The 19,903-nt window shown below is 69.4% G+C and carries 16 protein-coding genes and 1 pseudogene; 11 read left to right on the plus strand and 6 right to left on the minus strand.

Annotated features, from left to right (window positions below):
- Positions 1–308: 308 nt before the first annotated feature.
- The 3 genes from AC5677_RS02295 to xdhC are packed head-to-tail and all read left to right on the plus strand — an operon-like array spanning position 309 to position 5,054.
- The gene (locus tag AC5677_RS02295) at positions 309–1,790 is read left to right on the plus strand and encodes a xanthine dehydrogenase small subunit (protein WP_497193296.1); all 1,482 of its coding nucleotides are present in this window, start codon (positions 309–311) and stop codon (positions 1,788–1,790) included.
- A complete protein-coding gene (gene xdhB / locus AC5677_RS02300) occupies positions 1,787–4,243 on the plus strand; it encodes a xanthine dehydrogenase molybdopterin binding subunit (protein WP_497193297.1) in 2,457 nt (818 codons plus the stop codon). Before AC5677_RS02295 ends, xdhB begins: the two co-directional genes overlap by 4 nt.
- A gap of 1 nt (position 4,244) precedes the next feature.
- On the plus strand, positions 4,245–5,054 hold the full coding sequence (gene xdhC, locus AC5677_RS02305) for a xanthine dehydrogenase accessory protein XdhC (protein WP_497196486.1): 810 nt from the start codon (positions 4,245–4,247) through the stop codon (positions 5,052–5,054).
- 159 nt (positions 5,055–5,213) lie between these two features.
- Here xdhC and AC5677_RS02310 read toward each other — a convergent pair.
- From AC5677_RS02310 to AC5677_RS02325, 4 genes and pseudogenes are all read right to left on the minus strand, one after another.
- A pseudogene (locus tag AC5677_RS02310) lies at positions 5,214–6,442 on the minus strand (ABC transporter substrate-binding protein).
- A gap of 127 nt (positions 6,443–6,569) precedes the next feature.
- Positions 6,570–7,346: a MerR family transcriptional regulator gene (locus AC5677_RS02315; RefSeq protein ID WP_497193298.1), complete on the minus strand. Its 777-nt coding sequence runs from the start codon at positions 7,344–7,346 to the stop codon at positions 6,570–6,572.
- A 170-nt stretch (positions 7,347–7,516) separates the two neighbouring features.
- A complete protein-coding gene (locus AC5677_RS02320; protein WP_497193299.1) occupies positions 7,517–8,638 on the minus strand; it encodes a serine hydrolase domain-containing protein in 1,122 nt (373 codons plus the stop codon).
- 178 nt (positions 8,639–8,816) lie between these two features.
- Positions 8,817–9,638, minus strand: coding sequence for an SDR family oxidoreductase (locus tag AC5677_RS02325; protein ID WP_497193300.1), 822 nt, complete (start codon positions 9,636–9,638; stop codon positions 8,817–8,819).
- Between the two features lie 115 nt (positions 9,639–9,753).
- On the opposite strand from AC5677_RS02325, the gene AC5677_RS02330 reads away from it, so the two are divergent.
- The 4 genes from AC5677_RS02330 to AC5677_RS02345 all read left to right on the plus strand — a co-directional run bounded on the left by AC5677_RS02330 (position 9,754) and on the right by AC5677_RS02345 (position 12,401).
- A complete protein-coding gene (locus AC5677_RS02330) occupies positions 9,754–10,173 on the plus strand; it encodes a MarR family winged helix-turn-helix transcriptional regulator (protein ID WP_497193301.1) in 420 nt (139 codons plus the stop codon).
- Between the two features lie 268 nt (positions 10,174–10,441).
- Positions 10,442–11,098, plus strand: coding sequence for an AAA family ATPase (locus tag AC5677_RS02335; RefSeq protein ID WP_497193302.1), 657 nt, complete (start codon positions 10,442–10,444; stop codon positions 11,096–11,098).
- A 127-nt stretch (positions 11,099–11,225) separates the two neighbouring features.
- Complete coding sequence (locus AC5677_RS02340; RefSeq protein WP_497193303.1) at positions 11,226–12,008, plus strand: DUF899 domain-containing protein; 783 nt, start codon at positions 11,226–11,228, stop codon at positions 12,006–12,008.
- 189 nt (positions 12,009–12,197) lie between these two features.
- Positions 12,198–12,401, plus strand: coding sequence for a hypothetical protein (locus AC5677_RS02345; protein ID WP_497193304.1), 204 nt, complete (start codon positions 12,198–12,200; stop codon positions 12,399–12,401).
- Positions 12,402–12,834: 433 nt separating this feature from the next.
- Here AC5677_RS02345 and AC5677_RS02350 read toward each other — a convergent pair whose 3' ends face one another.
- The gene (locus AC5677_RS02350) at positions 12,835–14,088 is read right to left on the minus strand and encodes a pyridoxal phosphate-dependent aminotransferase (protein WP_497193305.1); all 1,254 of its coding nucleotides are present in this window, start codon (positions 14,086–14,088) and stop codon (positions 12,835–12,837) included.
- Positions 14,089–14,490: 402 nt separating this feature from the next.
- Between AC5677_RS02350 and AC5677_RS02355 the strand changes: the two genes are divergently transcribed.
- The 3 genes from AC5677_RS02355 (at position 14,491) to AC5677_RS02365 (ending at position 17,054) form a co-directional block, all read left to right on the plus strand.
- Positions 14,491–15,309, plus strand: coding sequence for a GNAT family N-acetyltransferase (locus tag AC5677_RS02355; RefSeq protein ID WP_497193306.1), 819 nt, complete (start codon positions 14,491–14,493; stop codon positions 15,307–15,309).
- Between the two features lie 408 nt (positions 15,310–15,717).
- Positions 15,718–16,437 carry a DUF899 domain-containing protein gene (locus tag AC5677_RS02360; protein ID WP_497196487.1) on the plus strand — a complete coding sequence of 240 codons (720 nt, stop codon included), beginning with the start codon at positions 15,718–15,720 and terminating at the stop codon, positions 16,435–16,437.
- 23 nt (positions 16,438–16,460) lie between these two features.
- Positions 16,461–17,054 carry a dihydrofolate reductase family protein gene (locus tag AC5677_RS02365; RefSeq protein ID WP_497193307.1) on the plus strand — a complete coding sequence of 198 codons (594 nt, stop codon included), beginning with the start codon at positions 16,461–16,463 and terminating at the stop codon, positions 17,052–17,054.
- A gap of 90 nt (positions 17,055–17,144) precedes the next feature.
- Here AC5677_RS02365 and AC5677_RS02370 read toward each other — a convergent pair whose 3' ends face one another.
- Positions 17,145–17,555, minus strand: a complete 411-nt coding sequence (locus AC5677_RS02370) for a VOC family protein (protein ID WP_497193308.1) — start codon at positions 17,553–17,555, stop codon at positions 17,145–17,147.
- Positions 17,556–17,995: 440 nt separating this feature from the next.
- On the opposite strand from AC5677_RS02370, the gene AC5677_RS02375 reads away from it, so the two are divergent.
- Entirely contained in the window at positions 17,996–19,855 is a 1,860-nt protein-coding gene (locus tag AC5677_RS02375; protein ID WP_497193309.1) for a glycoside hydrolase family 35 protein, read from the plus strand.
- Positions 19,856–19,903 lie beyond the last annotated feature (48 nt).

Raw genomic sequence — 19,903 nt, forward strand, 5'->3', positions numbered from 1 at the left:
GATAGACGTTCGATCCATGACTACCGAAAGGAGGCGACCAGCGGATGTACACCAGCTCTGATCTTGGTCGCCTCGCCCAGTGCACCGCCTGGGTTCCGGGTCGGATCGCGCACGGCTGCTGAGCACGCCGTTCCGATGTGCCCGTCCGCGGCACATTCCGGGTTTTCCGTCACCACCTTCCGGCGACGCCGCTGTTGCGTGCCGTTGTGCGCCCGCTCCTCTTGCATGGCGCGTCTGAACACAGAAAGCTGCCTGAAATTGGCGAACATGATGAATCGACCGATCGCGTACCGAAATGAAGGCCTGTCATGGTAGAAGCGCAGATCACGGTCAATGGGAAAGAAACACCGATTTCACCGGCTGCACCCCACACCACCGCGCTGGACTTTCTGCGCGAGCGTGGCCTCACCGGCACCAAGGAGGGCTGCGCCGAGGGTGAATGCGGTGCCTGTTCGGTCCTGGTGGCCCGGCCCGGAGTGAACAAGCCCACCGACTGGGTGGCGGTCAACGCCTGCCTGGTCCCTGTCGCGGCGCTCGACGGTCAGGAGATCATCACCTCCGAGGGTCTCGCCACCGACGGCGGACCCGGCAAGCCGCCCGTCCTGCACCCGGTGCAGGAGGAGATGGCGGTGCGCGGCGGCTCCCAGTGCGGTTACTGCACGCCGGGATTCATCTGCAGCATGGCCGCCGAGTACTACCGGCCCGACCGCTGCGCGCACGCGCACTCGGCCGACAGCACGGAGGCGACCGAGAACACCGACTCCGAGCACGGTCCGAACGGATTCGATCTGCACTCGCTGAGCGGAAACCTGTGCCGCTGCACCGGCTACCGCCCGATTCGCGATGCCGCCTTCGCCGTCGGTACGCCCACCGACGAGGACCCGCTGGCGCAGCGTCGCGAGCAGTCGCCGCCCGCTCCGGTTGCCACCGAGTACACCCGGGACGACAGCGCGTTCCTGCGGCGGAGCACCCTGGCCGAAACGCTGCAGGTGCTGCGCGAGCGGCCCGACGCGGTGGTGGTCGCGGGCTCCACCGACTGGGGCGTCGAGGTCAACATCCGTTCCCGCCGGGCGGATTGCGTGGTCGCCGTCGACCGGCTGTCCGAACTGCGGGAGCTGCGCGTCGAATCCGACCACATCGAGATCGGGGCGGCGCTGACGCTCACCGAGATCGAACGCCGCCTCGACGGCGACGTCCCGTTGCTGGCCGAGCTGTTCCCGCAGTTCGCGTCCCGGCTCATCCGCAACGGTGCGACCCTCGGCGGCAACCTCGGTACCGGCTCCCCCATCGGTGACAGCCCGCCGGCGCTGCTCGCGCTGGAGGCGTCGGTGGTGCTCGCCGACGCCGACGGTGAGCGCGAGGTCCCGCTGGCGGACTACTTCACCGGCTACCGGCAGAGCGTGCGCCGTCCCGGCGAGCTGATCCGCGCGGTGCGCGTTCCGCTGCCGCTGTCGCCGGTCGTGGCGTTCCACAAGATCGCCAAGCGGCGCTTCGACGACATCTCCAGCGTGGCGGTCGCGTTCGCGCTGGACGTCGAGGACGGCATCGTCCGCAAGGCACGCATCGGCCTGGGCGGCGTGGCCGCCACCCCGATCCGCGCCCTCGCCACCGAGTCGGCCCTGGAGGGCAAGCCGTGGGCGGCGGAGACCGTCGAGGCCGCGGCCCAGGCCCTGCGGTCCCAGGGCACGCCGATGAACGATCATCGCGCCAGCGCCGAGTACCGCTCCGCGATGCTCGGCCAGAGCCTGCTGAAGCTGTACGCGCAGACCACCGAGGCGGTGTCGTCATGAGTCATCTGTCCGAGCGTCCCGAGAAGCCCGTCGTCGGCGTCCCGATGCCGCACGAGAGCGCCGGCCTGCACGTCACCGGCACCGCGCTCTACACCGACGACCTGGTCCACCGCACCAAGGACGCACTGCACGCGTACCCGGTCCAGGTCATGAAGGCGCACGGCCGGATCACCGCGCTGCGCACCGGGGCCGCGCTCGCCGTGCCCGGTGTGGTCCGCGTGCTGACCGGCGCCGACGTCCCCGGCGTCAACGATGCCGGGATGAAGCACGACGAACCGCTGTTCCCCGACGAGGTCATGTTCTACGGCCACGCGGTCGCCTGGGTGCTCGGCGAGACCCTGGAGGCGGCCCGGCTCGGTGCGGCGGCCGTCGAGGTGGACCTCGACGAACAGCCCTCCCTGATCACGCTGCGGGAGGCGATCGCGGCCGGCAGTTTCCACGGCGCCCGGCCCGTGATGCTGTCCGGTGACGTCGACGCGGGCTTCGCCGACTCCGCGCACGTGTTCACCGGCGAGTTCCAGTTCTCCGATCAGGAGCACTTCTACCTGGAGACGCACGCGGCGCTGGCCTATATCGACGAGGCCGAGCAGGTGTTCGTCCAGAGCAGTACCCAGCATCCTTCGGAGACGCAGGAAATCGTCGCGCATGTGCTCGGTCTGCACAGCCACGAGGTGACCGTGCAGTGCCTGCGGATGGGTGGCGGCTTCGGCGGCAAGGAGATGCAGCCGCACGGGTTCGCGGCCGTCGCCGCGCTCGGCGCCAAGCTGACCGGCCGGCCGGTCCGGCTGCGGCTCAACCGGACGCAGGACCTGACCATGTCCGGCAAGCGGCACGGGTTCCACGCCACGTGGAAGATCGGCTTCGACGCCGACGGCCGCATCCAGGCCCTGGACGCCACCTTGACCGCGGACGGCGGCTGGAGCCTGGACCTCTCCGAGCCGGTGGTGGCCCGTGCCCTGTGCCACATCGACAACACCTACTGGATTCCCCACGCGCGCATCGCCGGTCGCATCGCCAAGACCAACAAGGTCTCCAACACCGCCTTCCGCGGCTTCGGCGGACCGCAGGGCATGCTGGTGATCGAGGACATCATGGGCCGGTGCGCGCCGCTGCTCGGCCTGGATCCGATGGAGTTGCGGGAGCGCAACTTCTACCGGAAGGGCCAGTACACGCCGTACGGGCAGCCGGTCACGCAGCCCGAGCGGATCTCCACCGTCTGGCAGCAGGTCCAGGACAACGCCGGCATCGCCGATCGCCGCCGCGAGATCGCCGCCTTCAACGCCGCGCACCCGCACACCAAGCGGGCACTGGCGATCACCGGCCTGAAGTTCGGCATCTCGTTCAACCTCACCGCCTTCAACCAGGGCGGCGCGCTGGTGCTGATCTACAAGGACGGCTCGGTCCTGATCAACCACGGCGGCACCGAGATGGGCCAGGGCCTGCACACCAAGATGCTGCAGGTGGCCGCGACCACGCTGGGTGTCCCCCTGCACAAGGTGCGGCTGGCCCCGACGCGAACCGACAAGGTCCCCAACACCAGCGCCACCGCCGCCAGTGCCGGGGCGGATCTCAACGGCGCGGCGGTGAAGAACGCCTGCGAGCAGTTGCGCGCGCGGCTGCTCCAGGTGGCCGGCACCCAGCTGGGCGCCAACGCGTCGGACGTGCGCATCGTCGAGGGCGTCGCGCGCAGCCTGGGCAGCGACAAGGAGCTGGCCTGGGACGACCTGGTGCGCACCGCGTACTTCCAGCGGGTTCAGCTGTCGGCGGCCGGTTTCTACCGGACCGAGGGTCTGCACTGGGACGCGAAGGCGTTCCGCGGCTCGCCGTTCAAGTACTTCGCCCATGGCGCCGCCGCGGCCGAGGTGGAGGTGGACGGTTTCACCGGCGCGTACCGCATCCGGCGGGTGGACATCGTGCACGATGTCGGCGACAGCCTGTCCCCGATGATCGACATCGGTCAGGTCGAGGGTGGTTTCGTGCAGGGCGCGGGCTGGCTGACGCTCGAGGACATGCGCTGGGACGCCAGTGACGGGCCGAACCGCGGCCGGCTGCTGACCCAGGCCGCGAGCACCTACAAGCTGCCGAGCTTCTCGGAGATGCCCGAGGAGTTCAACGTCACGCTGCTGGAGAACGCCACCGAAGAGGGCGCGGTATTCGGTTCCAAGGCGGTGGGTGAACCTCCACTGATGCTGGCGTTCTCGGTGCGCGAAGCCTTGCGGCAGGCGGCCGCCGCGTTCGGACCGAGCGGGATCAGCGTCGAGTTGGCCTCGCCCGCGACGCCGGAGGCGGTGTACTGGGCGATCCAGGCGGCTCGTCAGGGCGATGTCTCGCGGAACGGTGCCGCCCACAACGGGCTCGCCACCAACGGGCACGCCTCCAATGGGCACGCCGGGAACGGGCACGCCGCGGGCGGCACCGTCCGGCCCGACGCGGAAGCGTTGAGCGGTGCCTGACATGACGTGGCTCACCGCGGTGGCACGGTTGCGAGCACGCCGGGAGCCCGGCGTGCTGGTGACCGTCGCGACCGTGCGCGGCCACGCCCCGCGCGACGCCGGTGCGAAACTCGTGGTGGGGCGGACCGCGACATGGGGCTCGATCGGCGGCGGCAATGTCGAGGCCGTCGCGATCGACCGGGCCCGGGAGATGATCGCCGCGTCCAAGCCGGAGCCGGAGCTGATCGACTTCGCCCTGAACGACAAGGTGACCAACCGGCATGGCGTGCAGTGCTGCGGCGGCACGGTTTCGGTGCTGCTCGAACCGCTGCCGGTGCTACGGGCGGTGGCGATCTTCGGCGTCGGGCACATCGGGCTGGAACTGGCGCGCATCCTGGCACGTCAGGACCTCGACCTCCATCTGATCGACTCCCGCTCCGACATCCTCACCAAGGAGCGGCTGGGCGTGCTGGCAGACGCGGTGGCGCAGGTGCATGTGCATCACACGCCGCTGCTGCCGGAAGAGGTGCTGGCGGAGTTGCCGCGCGGCACCCACGTCCTGATCATGACCCACGATCACGCCGAGGACGCCGCTCTGTGCGACGCCGCCTTGCGCACCACCCATCTCGGCTTCATCGGGCTGATCGGGTCGGCGGCCAAGTGGGTGCGGTTCCGCAAACGCCTCGCCACCGAGGGCGGTCACGACGAGGCCACCATCGACCGGATCAAGACCCCGATCGGGCTGGCCGACATCACCGGCAAGGAGCCCGCGACCATTGCCGTGAGCGTTGCCGCCGATGTGCTGCGCAGCTTCGAGGCCGCGCAGCTCTGAAAAACGCGGGGAACCGACTCTCCCACTGGATCGACAGGGCGCCCCGCGCTCGTGCGAACGCACGGCTGCGGGGCGCCCTGTCGGCATACACAGCCTCAGGTTCGGACGGATCCGGACACTGGGACCTTCGTGCTCTCTCGGCCGGTGTTCCGTGCTCTCTCAGCCGGTGTGAAGGATCCGGAAGCGATCGGGTTCCGCCGGATCTCGATCGACGACCTGGACCGGCGTCCACGCCCATTGCCACACGCCGATGCCTGGTGTGCGGGAGAACCGGATCTTCCCGCGGGTGCCTTCGACAGCGACGCGCGGCCAGGATTCGGCGGTGCGCGCCCGGTCCGCGCCGTGGGAACGCAGCACATCGGCGAGGACGGCGACCGTGTCGTAGCCCTCGAAGGCGACGAAGGAGGGCGCTCGGCCCAGCCGCTCGCGGAGGGCCGACTCGACTCGTGCGCCGAGCGGGCCGAGGCGCTCGGGCAGGTAGCGCAAGAACGGGACCGCGGCGCCGTCGTCGCCCAGCGACGCCGCCCATTCGGCGAACTCCGGTTGCCCGGCCGGAGCGCCGATGAGGATCTCGGCGAGGCGCGGATCGCTGCGGACGGACCGGACGATCGACACGGCCGGCTCCGGGAGGCCGACCAGAAGAAGGAGGGCGGTCGCGCCCTGGGCGACGAGTTCGTCGCACACGTCCGTGGGGGTGAGCGCGCGCATGTCGAGTTCGATGACGGTGCCGCCGCGGGGAGCGAGGTGGTCCCGCAGAATGCGGGCCCCCGATGCCCAGTAGACGCTCGGCTGGGCCGCTACGGCGATGCGGCTGTGGCCCGCGGCGAGGAGGAAGTCCGCGTAGATCCGCCAGCCGTGGGACTGCGCCGGGGCGAGGCGCGCGACCCATTCCGTCGGCTGTTCGGTGAGCGCGTCGAGCACCGCCGACGAGCAGAGGAACGGCAGGCCGAGGGCGTCGGCCCTGGCGGCAGCGGCGCGAGCGACGACGCTGTGATACTCCCCCGCCAAGGCGGCCACGCCCAGACCGGCCAATTCCTCCACGGCCGCCGCGGCCCTCTGGGGATCGGCCGCGGTGTCCCGGACCACCAGCTCGAGCGGTCTGCCGACGATCCCGCCGGCCTCGTTGACTTCGTGTACGCCCAACTCGAGCCCGGCGAGCAGGTGTTGGCCTGCCTCGACCCAGCCGGGCCGAGTCAGCGGAACGAGAGCACCGATCCGGACGGGTGACTCGTCACTCCGCTCCGCCTCAGGTGGCGATGATGGCGTATTCATGCGCCGGCACCTCCCGCATGACGGTGCGCCGGCCGTTCGCCCGGATCGCGGAACGGCAAGGTCAGGAAGTACGCGTTCATGTCGTCTCGCCGTTGCGGGCGCACCTGGGTGATCATGCCGACATTGCATCCACCGCCATCGCCAAAAGGCAATCGCTTATTCGCCCGCCGAGCGGCCAGGCTGCGGTGGTCGGCGCTCGACGATCGTCGTCGGACGCGGGGCCGATGTGTCGCGAGGCGCGCGTCACTGGCGTGGGACGGTTACGCCCGCGGAACGGAGTTTGGCCTCGGTGAGCGCGGTCAGCCGGGCCGAGTTCGGTGCCTGGTCCCCGCGATGGTTGTTGATCAGCCTGTACTGGGTGGAAGCGTTGGCCCAGGCCCGCAGGCTGGTGGGATTCCCGAGCAGTGTGGGGTTGGCGAGGTAGTGGTCGGCCATGGCGGTCGCGAGTTCCTCGATCCTCGGGTCGTCCGGTTCCCAGGTCTCGGCCTCCCAGCCGCGCTTGGCCAGGTCGATGCACTCGGGGTCGTCGAGCCAGTGTTCGAGCTGGGTCAGGAAGCCGTCGAAGCCCTCCGGCACCAGCGCTCGGGCCAGCACCAGGGCCTCGCGTTGCGCGGCCACGTAGGCGGGGCCGAAGCCGAGGCCGGGCATCCGGTCCAGGATCGCGCAGGCGCGGTCGGGCAGCAGGGCCCGGTCGCCGTCGGCGAGCCGGTGCAACGTGTCACGCCGTGCGGTCAACTCCTCGATCTGGGCGGCGAGTTGACGCTCGACGGCAGCGAGGGCGGCGGCGAACTGCTTGGCATCGGCGTCGAGCAGGTGCCCGATCTCGGCCAGCGGTACGCCGGCGGTGGCCAGTGTCCGGACCTGCACCAGCCGCAACAGGTCGGCCGATCCGTACCGCCGGTAGCCGGAGCTGTCGCGTTCCGGCTCCTCGACCAGGCCGAGCTTGTGGTAGTGCCGCACCGTCTTCACCGTGACGCCGACGAATCCGGCCGCCTGCCCGATCGTGACTCCGCTCATCATCCGCTCAGCCTGCCTTGTGCTCGGGCTCGGGCTCGGCGACTGCGCACACCGCGGCCGAGCATGTGGACGGGCCACGCCGAGCTTGCCCGGCTCGGCGTGGCCCCGGTTCGCGTTCCCCCTGATGCATGACGGGAAGGGGGCGCCCCTCGAAGCGTACGGGGCACGGGCATTCAGTCCGTCGGCCGAGCCGGATCGGCCTGCCCGTCGCAGAACACCTCATTGACGAGCCTTTGTTGGGCGCTCTGGAATGCCGTCGCCATGGTCATGTCGGCGTCGTCCACATAGTTCAGCCCCGCGGTCAGGGTCTTACTGCCGTCGGATGTGCTGTACATCAGCGCCGCCGAGCCGATGGTGGCGCCGTTGTGGTGGAAGACCGTGCCGCCTCCTGGGCCCAGGTCCTGCGCGAACACCCCCAGGCCGTAGCCGATCTTCGCCTCCGGCGTGCGCATCTCGGCCAGCAGCTCGGCCGGCAGGAGCGCGCCGCCCATCAGTGCGGAGAAGTAGGTGTGCAGATCCTGCGTGGTCGAGATCATGTCGCCACCGGCCGAAACCCATGAGGGGTTGTGACGGGTGACATCGACCGTCTTCTCCTGCCCGGCGTCCTCATAGCGGTAGTAGCCGTGGTGGTGCGGCTCGGGGACCTCCGGCGAGGTGCCCGGCGCCACGGTGCCGGTCATCCCCAGCGGTCCCAGGATCAGCCGCTGCAGCTCCTCGGCGAACGTACGGCCCGTGACCTTCTCGATCACCAGCCGGGCCAGGACATAGTTGGTGTTGGAGTAGCTCCAGCCCGCCCCCGGGGCAAACCGCGCCGGCTTGGACAACGACAGCCGCACCAGCTCTTCGGGCAGGTAGGTGTGGAATCGGCTGTCCACCCACTCCTTGCCCCGCCAGGGGACCCCCGGCACGATCGTCCCGTCCTCGTAGAGCTCGCCGGTGTGGCTGAAGATCCCGCTCGTGTGCTGCAGGAGCATCCGCACCGTGATCCGCCGGTCCAGCCCGAACTCGGGCAGGTAGTCGTCGGCCGGGGCGTCCAGGCCGACCTTGCCCTCGGCCACCAGCATGAGCACCGAGGTCGCGACGAAGCTCTTGGTGCTGCTGCCGGTGCGGAAGTGCCCGTTGGCCAGCGGCTCGGCGTCCTGTCCCAGCTCGCGTGCCCCGGCGCCGCCGACCCACTCGCCTTGCTCGTCGTTCACCCGCAGCTGCACCCCGAGGAAACCGGACGCGACGATCTCCTCGATCGCCTTCTGCAGCTCCGGGCGATCCTGCCCCTGGTCGGAAAGGGTGATGGACATGTTGCTCCTTCGCATCCGTGCGGCCCGGGTCGGAGTCGGGCCGATGCGAGGAGCCTTCACCCTGCCCCAAGGTCAACCTCAACCGTGATCTGGCTCACAGCCGCCTGGGGGGCGGGGAGAGGCCATGTGCCGGGCGGCCGCCTCCAGGGCCTTCCGACCCCGACCCATCGGACAGGCCCTAGGCGACCCATGCGCTGGTCAGCGACTGCACGGCCGAGCCGTCGAGGTCCTTGAGCTTCGCCCCGACCAAGGCGCGCGCGGCGTCGGAGGTGAGCACCCGGAACGCAGGCCGCTCGGCCGCGAGCAGATCGACCATCTGCGCCGCCACGTCCTGCGGCGTCTGCGCGTTGGCGAAGGCGCCGCGGGTGCGGTCCAGGTACGCGGACAGGGCCGGCGCGTACGGCCCGGCCTGCTCCGGTGCGTTGTCCGCGAGACCCACGTTGCTGACGAACTCGCTGGCCACCGCGCCCGGCTCCACCACGCTGACGTGCACGCCGGCCGTGGCCGCGACCGGCGCGAGGGATTCCATGAAGCCCTCGACCGCGAACTTGGCGGCGCAGTACGCCTCGTTGAAGGGCTGGCCGACCACTCCGCCGACGCTGGTCACGGTCAGCACCCGGCCCTTGCTCGCCCGCAGCAGGGGCAGGGCGGCCTTCGTCACGTGCAGCACGCCGAAGAAGTTGACCTCCATGACGGCTCGCACGTCCTCGACGCTCTCCTGTTCCAAGGTGCCGACGTGGCCTGCGCCGGCGTTGTTGACCAGCGCGTCCAGCCGGTCGAGACCGGTCAGGCAGGCCTCGACCGAGGCCGGGTCGGTCACATCCAGGGCCCGGACGTCGACGGCGACCCCGGCTTCCTCCGCCGCCGCCAGCAGCGCGCCCGCCTTGGCGGTGTCGCGCATGGTGGCGATCACGTGCCAGCCGCTTCGCGCGGCGGCGACGGCGGTGGCCAGGCCGATGCCGGAGGAGGTGCCGGTGATCAGGGCGGTCTTGGTGCTCATCCTCAGTGTCTCCAGTGTGCGAGTTAGCCAGTTTACTTATGGGCCATAATTAATATGAGACATAACTATGTGCCGAGATATTTCATATGTCAAACAGCTCGGTACGCTGGGCGTCATGCCCAACCCACCGGATGAGCCCACCAGAGAGATCGTCGGCCTCTTCGCGGCCATCAACCGCCGCTACGCCCAGGAGTCCGAGGCCGCCGCGGCGACCCACGACCTGACCCCGCTCCAGGCCAAGGCGCTGCTCGCCGCCGAAGGCCCGGTACCGACGCGCCGCATCGCCGAGCGGTTGCACGCGGAGCCGTCCAACGTGACCGTGATCATCGACCGGCTGGAGTCCCGCGGCCTGGTCGAGCGCAGCCTCGACCCGAGCGACCGCCGCGTCAAGCGCGTCGCCGCCACCACCGCCGGCCGCACCGTCGCCGCCGACCTCCGCGCCCGCATGCCCTTCGCCGCCGAACCCCTGGCCCCGCTCACGCCGGATCAGCGCGAGACCCTGCGCGAGCTGCTGCAACTGATCCTGGAGGCCTGACGGCAGCGGGCGGACCGCGCCCCACCCATGAGCGCGACGGCGCGGGGCAGTTGCTGTCGCGCCGGGCAGGCCCCGCGGACTCGCCCCGTTCACCGGACAACCGTGAACACGTGGCCTCTACAGTATTGTAGAAGTGTTAGCTGCAGCCTGAACGAAAGTGCGTCCACCGAGATCGGGCAGGCGTTACGGGGACCGGTCAACGGCTGCGGCCGTGGGGGCGGTACGTCAGGTCAGAGGGCGGGCAGTGGGCAATTCGGTCGGGCCGCGTGTGGCGGAGACGCCCGTCGGCAAGCGCGAGGGGTCGGCGCTGCGGCCGCGCGGGCTGGTGGATCTGCGGGACTCGGACAACGTTCCGGCCGTGTTGTCGTATCCCACCGGTGCGGTGGTGGTGGTCTCCGGCTTGCCGGGCAGCGGTAAGAGCACGCTGCTGCGGCGCTGGTCGAACGCCGCGTCGGTGATCGATCCGCGCGTGGTCCATGTCGCCTGTGAGGCGCTGATGCCGACGTGGCTGCCCTATGCCGTGTACCGGCCCTGGGCGCGGTGGACATACTTCCGTTGGCTGCGTGCCGCGGTGCGCGGCGGTGAGCCGTTGTTGGTGCACGACTGCGGCGGCAGGCCGTGGATGCGCCGCTGGCTTGCCGGGAATGCCGGGCCGCAAGGACGTGAACTGCACCTGGTCCTCCTGGACGTAGGGGTGTCCGAGGCGTTGGCGGGCCAGGCGGCCCGTGGCCGATGGGCTCCGCGAAGTGCTTTCGCCCGACATCGCAGGGGGCTCGACCGGCTGCTCCGCACGTTGTCCGGGCTCGGGGAGGCGGCTTCGACCCGTGACCCGGTTCGAGAGGTGACGTCGGTGGTCCTGCTGGACCGCGGTTCGCGAGAGCGGGTGTCGGCGGTGGAGTTCGGCAGTGAACGGGCCCGGCCGTGAACGCCGGGTGACGTGCGAGGCCCTCGGCCGGTGACCGATGAGTTGTGGCCGCGCCGTGAGTCTGTCCTGGTGACCGTCGTTGGACCTCGTACGACCCTGTCCGGCACGAGACACCCCGGAGGACACCATGACCGACACGCCGAGTGACCCGACCACCGCGCTGCCCGGCCGCCCGCCCGTCGTTGACCTGGCCACCTGGCAGACCGCCCGGGACGAGCTTCTGGTCCGCGAGAAGGCCCACACCCGCGAGGGCGACGCCCTCGCCGCGGCCCGCCGCCGGCTGCCGATGGTGGAGTGCGACGGGACGGTGGAGGTCGTCGGACCCGACGGCCCGGTCCCTTTCCTGGACCTGTTCCAGGGCCGCGACGAACTCGTGGTCTACAAGCACATGTGGTACGACGGCGCGCCGCACCAGGGGCAGTGCGAGGGCTGCACCACCACGGCCTGGCACCTGAAGGACGCGGTCTATCTCAACGCCCGCGGCGTCTCGTTCGCCGTCCTGACCACGGGCCGTTGGGACGAGGTGGCCTCCTACGTCGACTTCATGGGCTACACCCAGCCCTGGTACTCGGTGCGCGATGTGGACGGTCCGGTCGGCGGCGACATGGGGTACCTCACCAGCTTTCTGCGCGACGGCGACCGCGTGTTCCTCACCTACTCCACGACGGGTCGTGGCAACGAGCGGGTCAACGGGTCCCTCGGCCTGCTCGACATGACGCCCTACGGCCGCGGCGAGGCGTGGGAGGACAACCCCGAAGGCTGGCCCGAGGGCCACAGCCCGTGCTGGTCCTGGCGCTCGGACGCGGACGGCAACGCCACCTGGGGCCCGACCAGCCGCCCCGTCCCGCAGTGGACCCGCCCCGGCGCGACCCCCGTGGAGACCCTCGGCCGGCAGGGCCACCATCACTGACACGCCTTCGCGACGGCGCCGGTGAAAGCTGTCCGGCGCCGGGCGCGGCCTCCTGCCGCCTCGGGGCGTACGGAAATCCGGTGCCCGGCCGACGGCAATCCGGCCGCTGCCCCGTATCGCTCCAAGAAAAATCACCTAAAATCCCGCCTTGTCCCGTGACGGTGTCATGCCGCCGCGCGTTGGGCGGACATGAGCGCGATGGATGAGCGGCTGATGACGTTGGTGGACGATGTACTCGAGGTGGACGAGAGGCGGCTTCCGCTTCTGACCCACGCAGAAGCACGCGCGGCGATCGAACTGCTGGAGCTGCTCGGCGCCAGCGGCGGAGAGGGAGCCTTCACCGCCCGCCATCTGGCGGGCAATCTCGCGCGGCGCCTGTCGCCGGGCAGCTGACGGCGGGACACCGCCGCGCGCCGACGGGCACGGCGTTCGTCAGCGGCTGGTTCTCCGAGCGACTCCCAGCGAAGGAACCTCCGGTCACGGCGCCGCCCGTACGGCCCGCCGGGCCGTCCGCCCCCCGTCGTCCGGCTGTTGTACCCGACGGCCGCGATCACCATGACGCATCCGCCGACCTGACTGAGCGTCGGGCGCTCACCGATGGCGACGCCGGGGTCCGAACGCCATGACCGGCTGGAGCAGCAACAGCCCGACGGCGACGGCCGCCGCGGCGGGCGACACGCATACCGGTACGGCGGTGTGCCCCCGTCCACCGCCGAGCCGCATCAGGAACAGATACCCCGCACACCTCACCCCGCCGCCGTTCCGAACACCACACCGGCGGCCGGATGGCGGCCCGGCACTGAACCGAGCCGCGCCGTGCCCCTTTTCAGCCGAGCTTGTTCAGCGCTGCGCCGATCCGTTCCACCGCCGGTACGACCTTGTCCTGGCCGTACGCGGTGAAGCACAGCCGGAAATATCCCGGGGCGGGGCAGAACAGCGTCTGGCCCGGTAGCAGCTGGACCTGCGCCTCCTTCTCCAGGTACGCACGCAGCCTCTCCTCCCGGTCGTCGATCTCAGGAAACACCCGGAACCACGTGGCGCCGCCCGCCGACCCGGGAACCTTGTCGAGATACGTGTGGAGGTCGAGGAAGAAGAACTGCGCCGCATTGTCGGAATTGTTGCTGAGGAAGGGGATGCCCGCCTTGCTCAGCGCCTTCTTCACCGCCTCGTAACTCGCGGTCAGCCGCTCCGGATACACCGTGCGCATCAATTGCTCGGGATACCACGGATCCTTGTCCGCGCCCGTCCGGAACAGCTTTCCCACGACCACGTTCTTGAGCGAATCCAGCGGGCTGAACCACGACATCTCCTTCACCCCCTTGCCGCCCCGCATCGCCGTGCGGACCACTGCGGAGCGGGAGATGGCGAAGCCCGCCCGGAAGCCCGAGAGACCGAAGTCCTTGGCCAGACCCCAGACGACATGGACCCGGTCCTGGTGCTGCTTGTAGGCGTCGAGGGAGAACGCACTGTGGAATCCGGGCTTGGCCTTGGCGATCTGGCTGTGCGCGTACATCTCGTCCGAGATGATGTGCATCTCGGTCTCCGTGAGCGCCCAGGCGTAAATACTCTCCAGCAATTCCTTGCTGTAATTGACCCCCAGCGGATTGTTGGGGTTGGTCAGCAGCAGCAGTTTTGGACGGGGCTGCGTCTTCTCATACGCCTTCTTGAGAACCTCCAGCGTCAGCTGGAACGCCTTGTCGCCGGTCACCGGCAGTGGGGCGAACGCGCACCGAAGACCGGGCCGTTGCTCGAAGCACCACTTGAAACCCTGCCAGGAGGGCGCGGGCAGCAGCACACGGTCACCCGGCTTGAGCACCTTGCCCGCTTCGAGGGCAAAGGCCAGACACTCCAGCGCCCCGGAGACCCCCGCGGTGGCGTAGATGTCATCGGCTTCGATGACCGGAGCCATGGTCTTCTTCAGCAGTCGCGCAATGTGCTTCCGCAGCTCATCCGTCCCGTAGGAGGTCTTGTAGCGGATGTCGTCCGGCCCGATTTCCGGGTTCTTGAAGACCTTCTCCTTCAGCGAGTCGTAGAGGAGAACGTTCTCGGCGACCGACAGGTTCAGTACCGGTGCCGTCAACGACTCGTGGTGGAGGGCAAGCCGCTCTTCGGGGTCCGCGATCCCGTACAGGATGGCGGCGGCAGCGTTCTCTGTGATGTCCTCGTCGGCGGTAATGGCCGTGTCCCCTTCCAGCGCGCGTACCCTCTGCGGTCCGGAGTGCCCGTCCGCACTGGTCGGGGTATCCGCGACATGTCAACGGGAAACGGTGCCTCCTGCGAAGTCACCCGGGCGGATCAGCGCGCGGCGGCCCGGCCTGGCGGGACACCGCTCATGCCCGAGTCGCCGGATTCCCCGCAAGGCCGTGATCGTGGCCATTCGCTTCCGGCGGCGAGGATCGCGAATAAGGTGCCCACCGATCCGGGTACGCCGGAATCGTGTCCAGCTGATGGGCACTACAGGATCAACGATGCGCGAGGATCAATGATGCATGGGGCCAAGGCGGCCGATCGCGGCGAATCCATCGAATCGATGGAGCAACTCGCCACGGTCTGGCGCGACATGGTGCTCGACCGCGATCCGGGGGCGGATGTACGCGACCTTCCGGGTATCGCGGTTCGCTGGGCCGACTGCCGCTTCGCCTTTTGGAATTGCCTCACCCTGACCGAAGTGGACGCGGAAGCAGATCGCGTCGAGCAACGTCTGCGCCAGGCAGCGGACATCATGCGCAGCAAGGAGCACCCGGGATTCCTGTGGCTCTTCGACGGCCTTCTCGGCGACGAGGCCCGTTCCGCGTTGGGGGCAGCCACCGAACGAGCCGGCCTGCAACACGCCTTCCCCGGCATGGGCATGGCCGGCGACCTGCTCCCTGTCCCCGAGCCGGTCCACCCCGACCTGACGTTTGTGCGCGTCACCTCCGATGAGCATGTGCGCGCCTATGCGGACCTCAACTCGCGCGGCTACGGATTCCCGTTGGCGGACGGCCGTGACGGGCTCGTCGGCTCCACGCTCTGGAAGAGCGAGGTGTACGCCTACCTGGGCATGCGGGGCGACGTACCCGTGACGTGCGCGGGCGCAGTCCCGGCGGAGGGTCGTCTCTTCGTCGTGCTCGTCGCCACGGACCCGGATTGGCAGCGCAGAGGCTACGGCGAAGCGGTCACGCGCAAGGTGCTGCACGAGGGCGCACGGGCCACTGGGCTGACCCGCGCTACGTTGCACGCGACCCTCGCCGGAGCCCCCGTGTACCCGCGCATCGGGTTCAGGCCGAACTCGCCCATCCACTTCTACGGCCTCAAAGGCTGATCCGGCGGACCCGCTCGATGCCTCGGCGCGTTCGACCGGCCTGTCGGTGACGGGCACGGGGGCGATGCCACCGCCCGGAGAGCGCATCGCTGCCGTCAGCCGCACCTGACGGGCCACGCGGAGACCGGACCGGCGGTCCCCCGTCCTGACCTGTCCGCTCACCGCGGCCGGTCCGGATCCGCGCGCGGTCCTCCCTCCCCCTGATGCGCCGTTTCCGCAGGGACGCGCCAGGAGGTGCCTCGGTGTGGTGGCAGGAGTAGACAGGAAACGTGACAGCAGGAGCAGACAGGAGAGGTGACGGTCGACGCGCGGGACGGGGGCGAGGTCCTGCCGGAGCTGTGCGGCGCGCCACCACACCCCTCCGGCCCAGCGCATGCGCTCGGACCGAACTGGAAGGTGGACGTCACCATGAAGACACCCCCGATCGTTTCACCGCAGGAGTGGGAGGCGGCGCGCCGGCAGCTGCTCACGGAGGAGAAGCAGCTCACCCGCGCCCGTGACGCGCTGGCCGCCAAGCGCCGGCGGATGCCGTGGCAGGCGGTGGAGACGACGTACACGTTCGACGGACCCGAGGGGAGGGCGAGTCTGCCCGACCTGTTCGAGGGGCGTCGTCAGTTGATCATCTATCGCGCCTTCTTCGAGCCGGGCGTGTTCGGCTGGCCCGACCATGCCTGCCGCGGGTGCTCCATGCTGGCCGACCAGGTCGGTCACCTTGCCCATCTGAACGCCCGCGACACCACTCTCGTCTTCGCCTCGCGTGCGCCGCAGCCGGACATCGCACGCGTGAAGGCACGGATGGGCTGGGCGATGCCCTGGTACACGATCACCGACGATTTCGACGCCGACTTCGGTGTGGACGAGTGGCACGGCACGAACGCGTTCTTCCGCGAGGGCGACCGTGTGTTCCGTACGTACTTCATCAACGCCCGCGGCGACGAGGCCATGGGGAGCCTCTGGAACTACCTCGACATGACGGCGCTCGGCCGGCAGGAGACATGGGAGGACTCACCCGAGGGCTATCCCCAAGCCCCGCCGTACGCATGGTGGAACTGGCACGACGCCTACGGCGAAGCCGAGCCGGCACCGGAGTGGGTGGCCCAAACCGGCCGAGGGCCCCGTGGTGGCTGACAACGCCGGCCGAGGAGACCGCGATGGGAAAGATCATCATCAGCGAGAACCTCTCGCTCGACGGTGTCGTCCAGGACCCGACCGGCGAGGAGGGGTTCAGCCGCGGCGGCTGGTTCCTCCAGATGGCCGACAAGGACCGCGAGGCATGGGCCAAGCTCGAACTCTACGAGGCCCTGGGCGCCAAAGCCCTGCTGCTGGGCCGGCGGAGCGACGAGTGGTTCGCCACGCGGTGGCTCTCCCGCAGTGGTGAGTGGGCGGACAGATTGAACAGCATGCCCAAGTACGTGGTGTCCGCCACCCTCCAAGAGCCCATGTGGAGTAACTCGACGGCCTTCAAGGGCAGGGTGCTCAGGGGCGACGTGGTGGAGGAGGTCTCGCGGCTGAAGCAGGAGCTGGACGGCGACATCGTCGTCTACGGCAGCATCCGGCTCGTGCGGGTGCTGATGGAGCACGACCTCGTCGACGAACTGCGGCTCGTCGTGTTTCCCGTCGTGCTCGGGGCCGGCGAGCGCCTCTTCGGCGAGATCAGCGATAGGAAACCGATGCGCCTGATCAGCACCCGCACCATCGGTGACGGCCTCGCCTTCCTCACGTACCAGCCCGTTCGCGACGCCTAGAGGTATTGACCCGCGGGGTTTCGCCTCACCGCCGGTCAACGCGTCGGCAACCCCGTGGGCCGCCGACGCTCCGACGTCCGGATGTCAGGTCTACTGTTCGCTGATGTTGACCATCCAGGTGATGCCGAACTTGTCCGTGCACATGCCGAACACATCGCCCCACATCTGCCTCTCCAGCGGGACCGACACACTGCCGCCGTCGGACAGCTTTTCCCAGTAGCCACGCAGTTCGGCCGAGTCGTCGCCGCTCAGGCTCACGGCGAAGTTGGTCCCGGGCTTGTGCGGCATCCCGGGCGGAGTGTCGGCGCCCATCAGGGTGAATCCGGCCGCGGTCTCGAGCATGCCGTGCATGATCTTTTCGGCGTATCCGGGTGGCACCTCGGCACCGGAGCTGCCGTAGGTGTGGAAGGCCAGGGTGCCGCCGAGGGCTTCCTTGTAGAACTCCATGGCTTGCTTCGCTTCGCCGGCGAAGCTGATGTACGGATTGAGGAGAGAGGCCACAGTTGCTCCATTCGTAACGAATAGTCGGCGCGGGCAGCCTACGTGCAACACCGGCGAATTCGGACGATCCGCGGAGCGTGGCCGCCACCCCGCCCCATTCCGGCCGACACGGCAAGAAGTGTCGAGGTCACGGCGAACCCGGCCGTCGGCATCCGCCTCGGCGGCCGTGGGTGGCCCGGAAGCCGGCCGACGGCGGCGATCCGAGCCACTACGGCAGAGGCCGAGCAGGGAGCAGGCGCTCTCCGGAGGCCCGAACGCGGCCGACCCGTCCGGCAGTTCGTGCGCAGCACGCCCCCGTCCGGTTCACCGCGCGCAGCGACGAACCCTTGTGCTCGTTTCTGTTCTATACAACACTCTCAGCACTCTCAACGCACAGAAACGCGCACTACTGAACACGTTCGAGTCTTGGGCGACGACCGGTCGAGTCGAGGAGAGCAGACATGACGCAGTTCAGCCGGCGGAGATTCCTGAGCGCGACCATGGCGGGGGCCGCTTCGGTGGGTGTCGCCCTGAACAGCGGCCGTACCACCCTCGCGCAGGCCGAGAGCCCGGGGGGACTGACGATCCGCGGAAAGGAATTCCTGCTGGACGGCGAGCCGTTCCGGATCCTTTCGGGTGCGTTTCACTACTTCAGGACACACCCCAAGGACTGGCGCGACCGGTTGGTGCGGATGCGGGCCATGGGCCTGAACACGGTGGAGACCTACGTCGCCTGGAATTTCCACCAACCGTACGAGTCGAAGAGGAAAGCCGACTTCACCGGCTGGCGCGACGTCGCCGCCTTCGTACGGACCGCGGACGAGGTCGGGCTGAAGGTGATCGTGCGACCAGGGCCGTACATCTGCGCGGAATGGGACTTCGGCGGCCTGCCTGCCTGGCTTCTCAAGGACAAGGACGCGCCGCTGCGCCGTTCCGATCCCGCGTACCAGCGAGCGGTGGACACCTGGTTCGCCGAACTGCTGCCCCGGTTCGTCGATCTGCAGGCCACCCGTGGCGGGCCCATCATCGCCATGCAGGTCGAGAACGAGTACGGCAGCTACGGCAACGACCACGCGCACCTGGAACATCTGCGGGACACCATGCGGGCGCAGGGCATCGACAGCCTGCTGTTCTGTTCCAACGGAGCCACCCGGCAGGCGCTGGAGGACGGAAGCCTTCCCGACCTCCTGTCGACCGTCAACTTCGCCGGGGATCCCACCGGCCCCTTCGCGGAGTTGCGGGCATTCCAGCCGGACAAGCCTCTGTTCTGCACGGAGTTCTGGGACGGCTGGTTCGACCACTGGGGGGAGCGGCACCACACCACCGACCCGGCACGGACGGCCGCCGACGTGAAGAAGATCCTCGAAGCGGGAGCGTCGATCAACTTCTACATGGCGGTGGGCGGAACGAACTTCGGCTGGTCCGCGGGCGCCAATATGCGGGGCAGCGCCTATCAGCCCACCGTCACCAGCTACGACTACGACGCCCCGATCAGCGAATCCGGCGAACTCACGGAGAAGTTCCACGCGGTGCGCGAGGTGCTCGCCGCATACTCCACGCTGCCGAACACACCCCTGCCGACCACGCCACGCCGCATGCCGCCGCAATGCGTCGCCGTCCGCGAGTCGGTGCCGCTGATGGACACCCTCGACGCGCTGAGCGACACGCCGGTACGGCGTACCGCCCCCGTCCACATGGAGGCCCTCGGGCAGCCGCACGGCCTGATCCACTACCGCACTCGGGTGCACGGGCCGCAGGGAACCAAGAGCCTGCGGATCACGGGGCTGGGCGACCGTGCGCTGGTGTTCGGCGACGGCAAGCGGATCGGCACCTTCGACCGCAACCAGCCGGACCACACCGTCGACTTCACCGTGGCGGGCGCGGCCGGCACCCTCGACCTGCTGGTGGACCCTACCGGGCGGGTCAACTTCGGCCAGGGCCTCAATGACCCCAAGGGAATCAGCGGTCAGGTGCTCCTCGATGACGCAGAACTCCGCGACTGGGAGATCCGCCGACTGCCCCTGGACGACCTCTCGGCCCTGAAATTCGGCAGCGCGGACACCCCGACCGGCCCCGCGTTCCACCGGACCCGGATCCATGCCGACATCCCCGCGGACGGCTTCCTCGCCTTTCCGGGCTGGGACAAGGGCATGGTCTGGCTCAACGGGTTCGCGCTCGGCCGGTACTGGTCGCTGGGGCCGCAGGTCACCCTGTACGCGCCGAGCCATCTGTGGCGGAAGGGGCGGAACGAGCTCATCGTGCTGGAGATGGAGCGGACGGGAGACCGGATCGAAGTGCGGTCCGCGCCCGATATCGGGTAGCTCCCGCCCCCCCCGGGCAAGTGGCAGGTAACTCCAGGTAAGTGATCA

The organism is Streptomyces sp. JLSY215 (assembly GCF_059682825.1).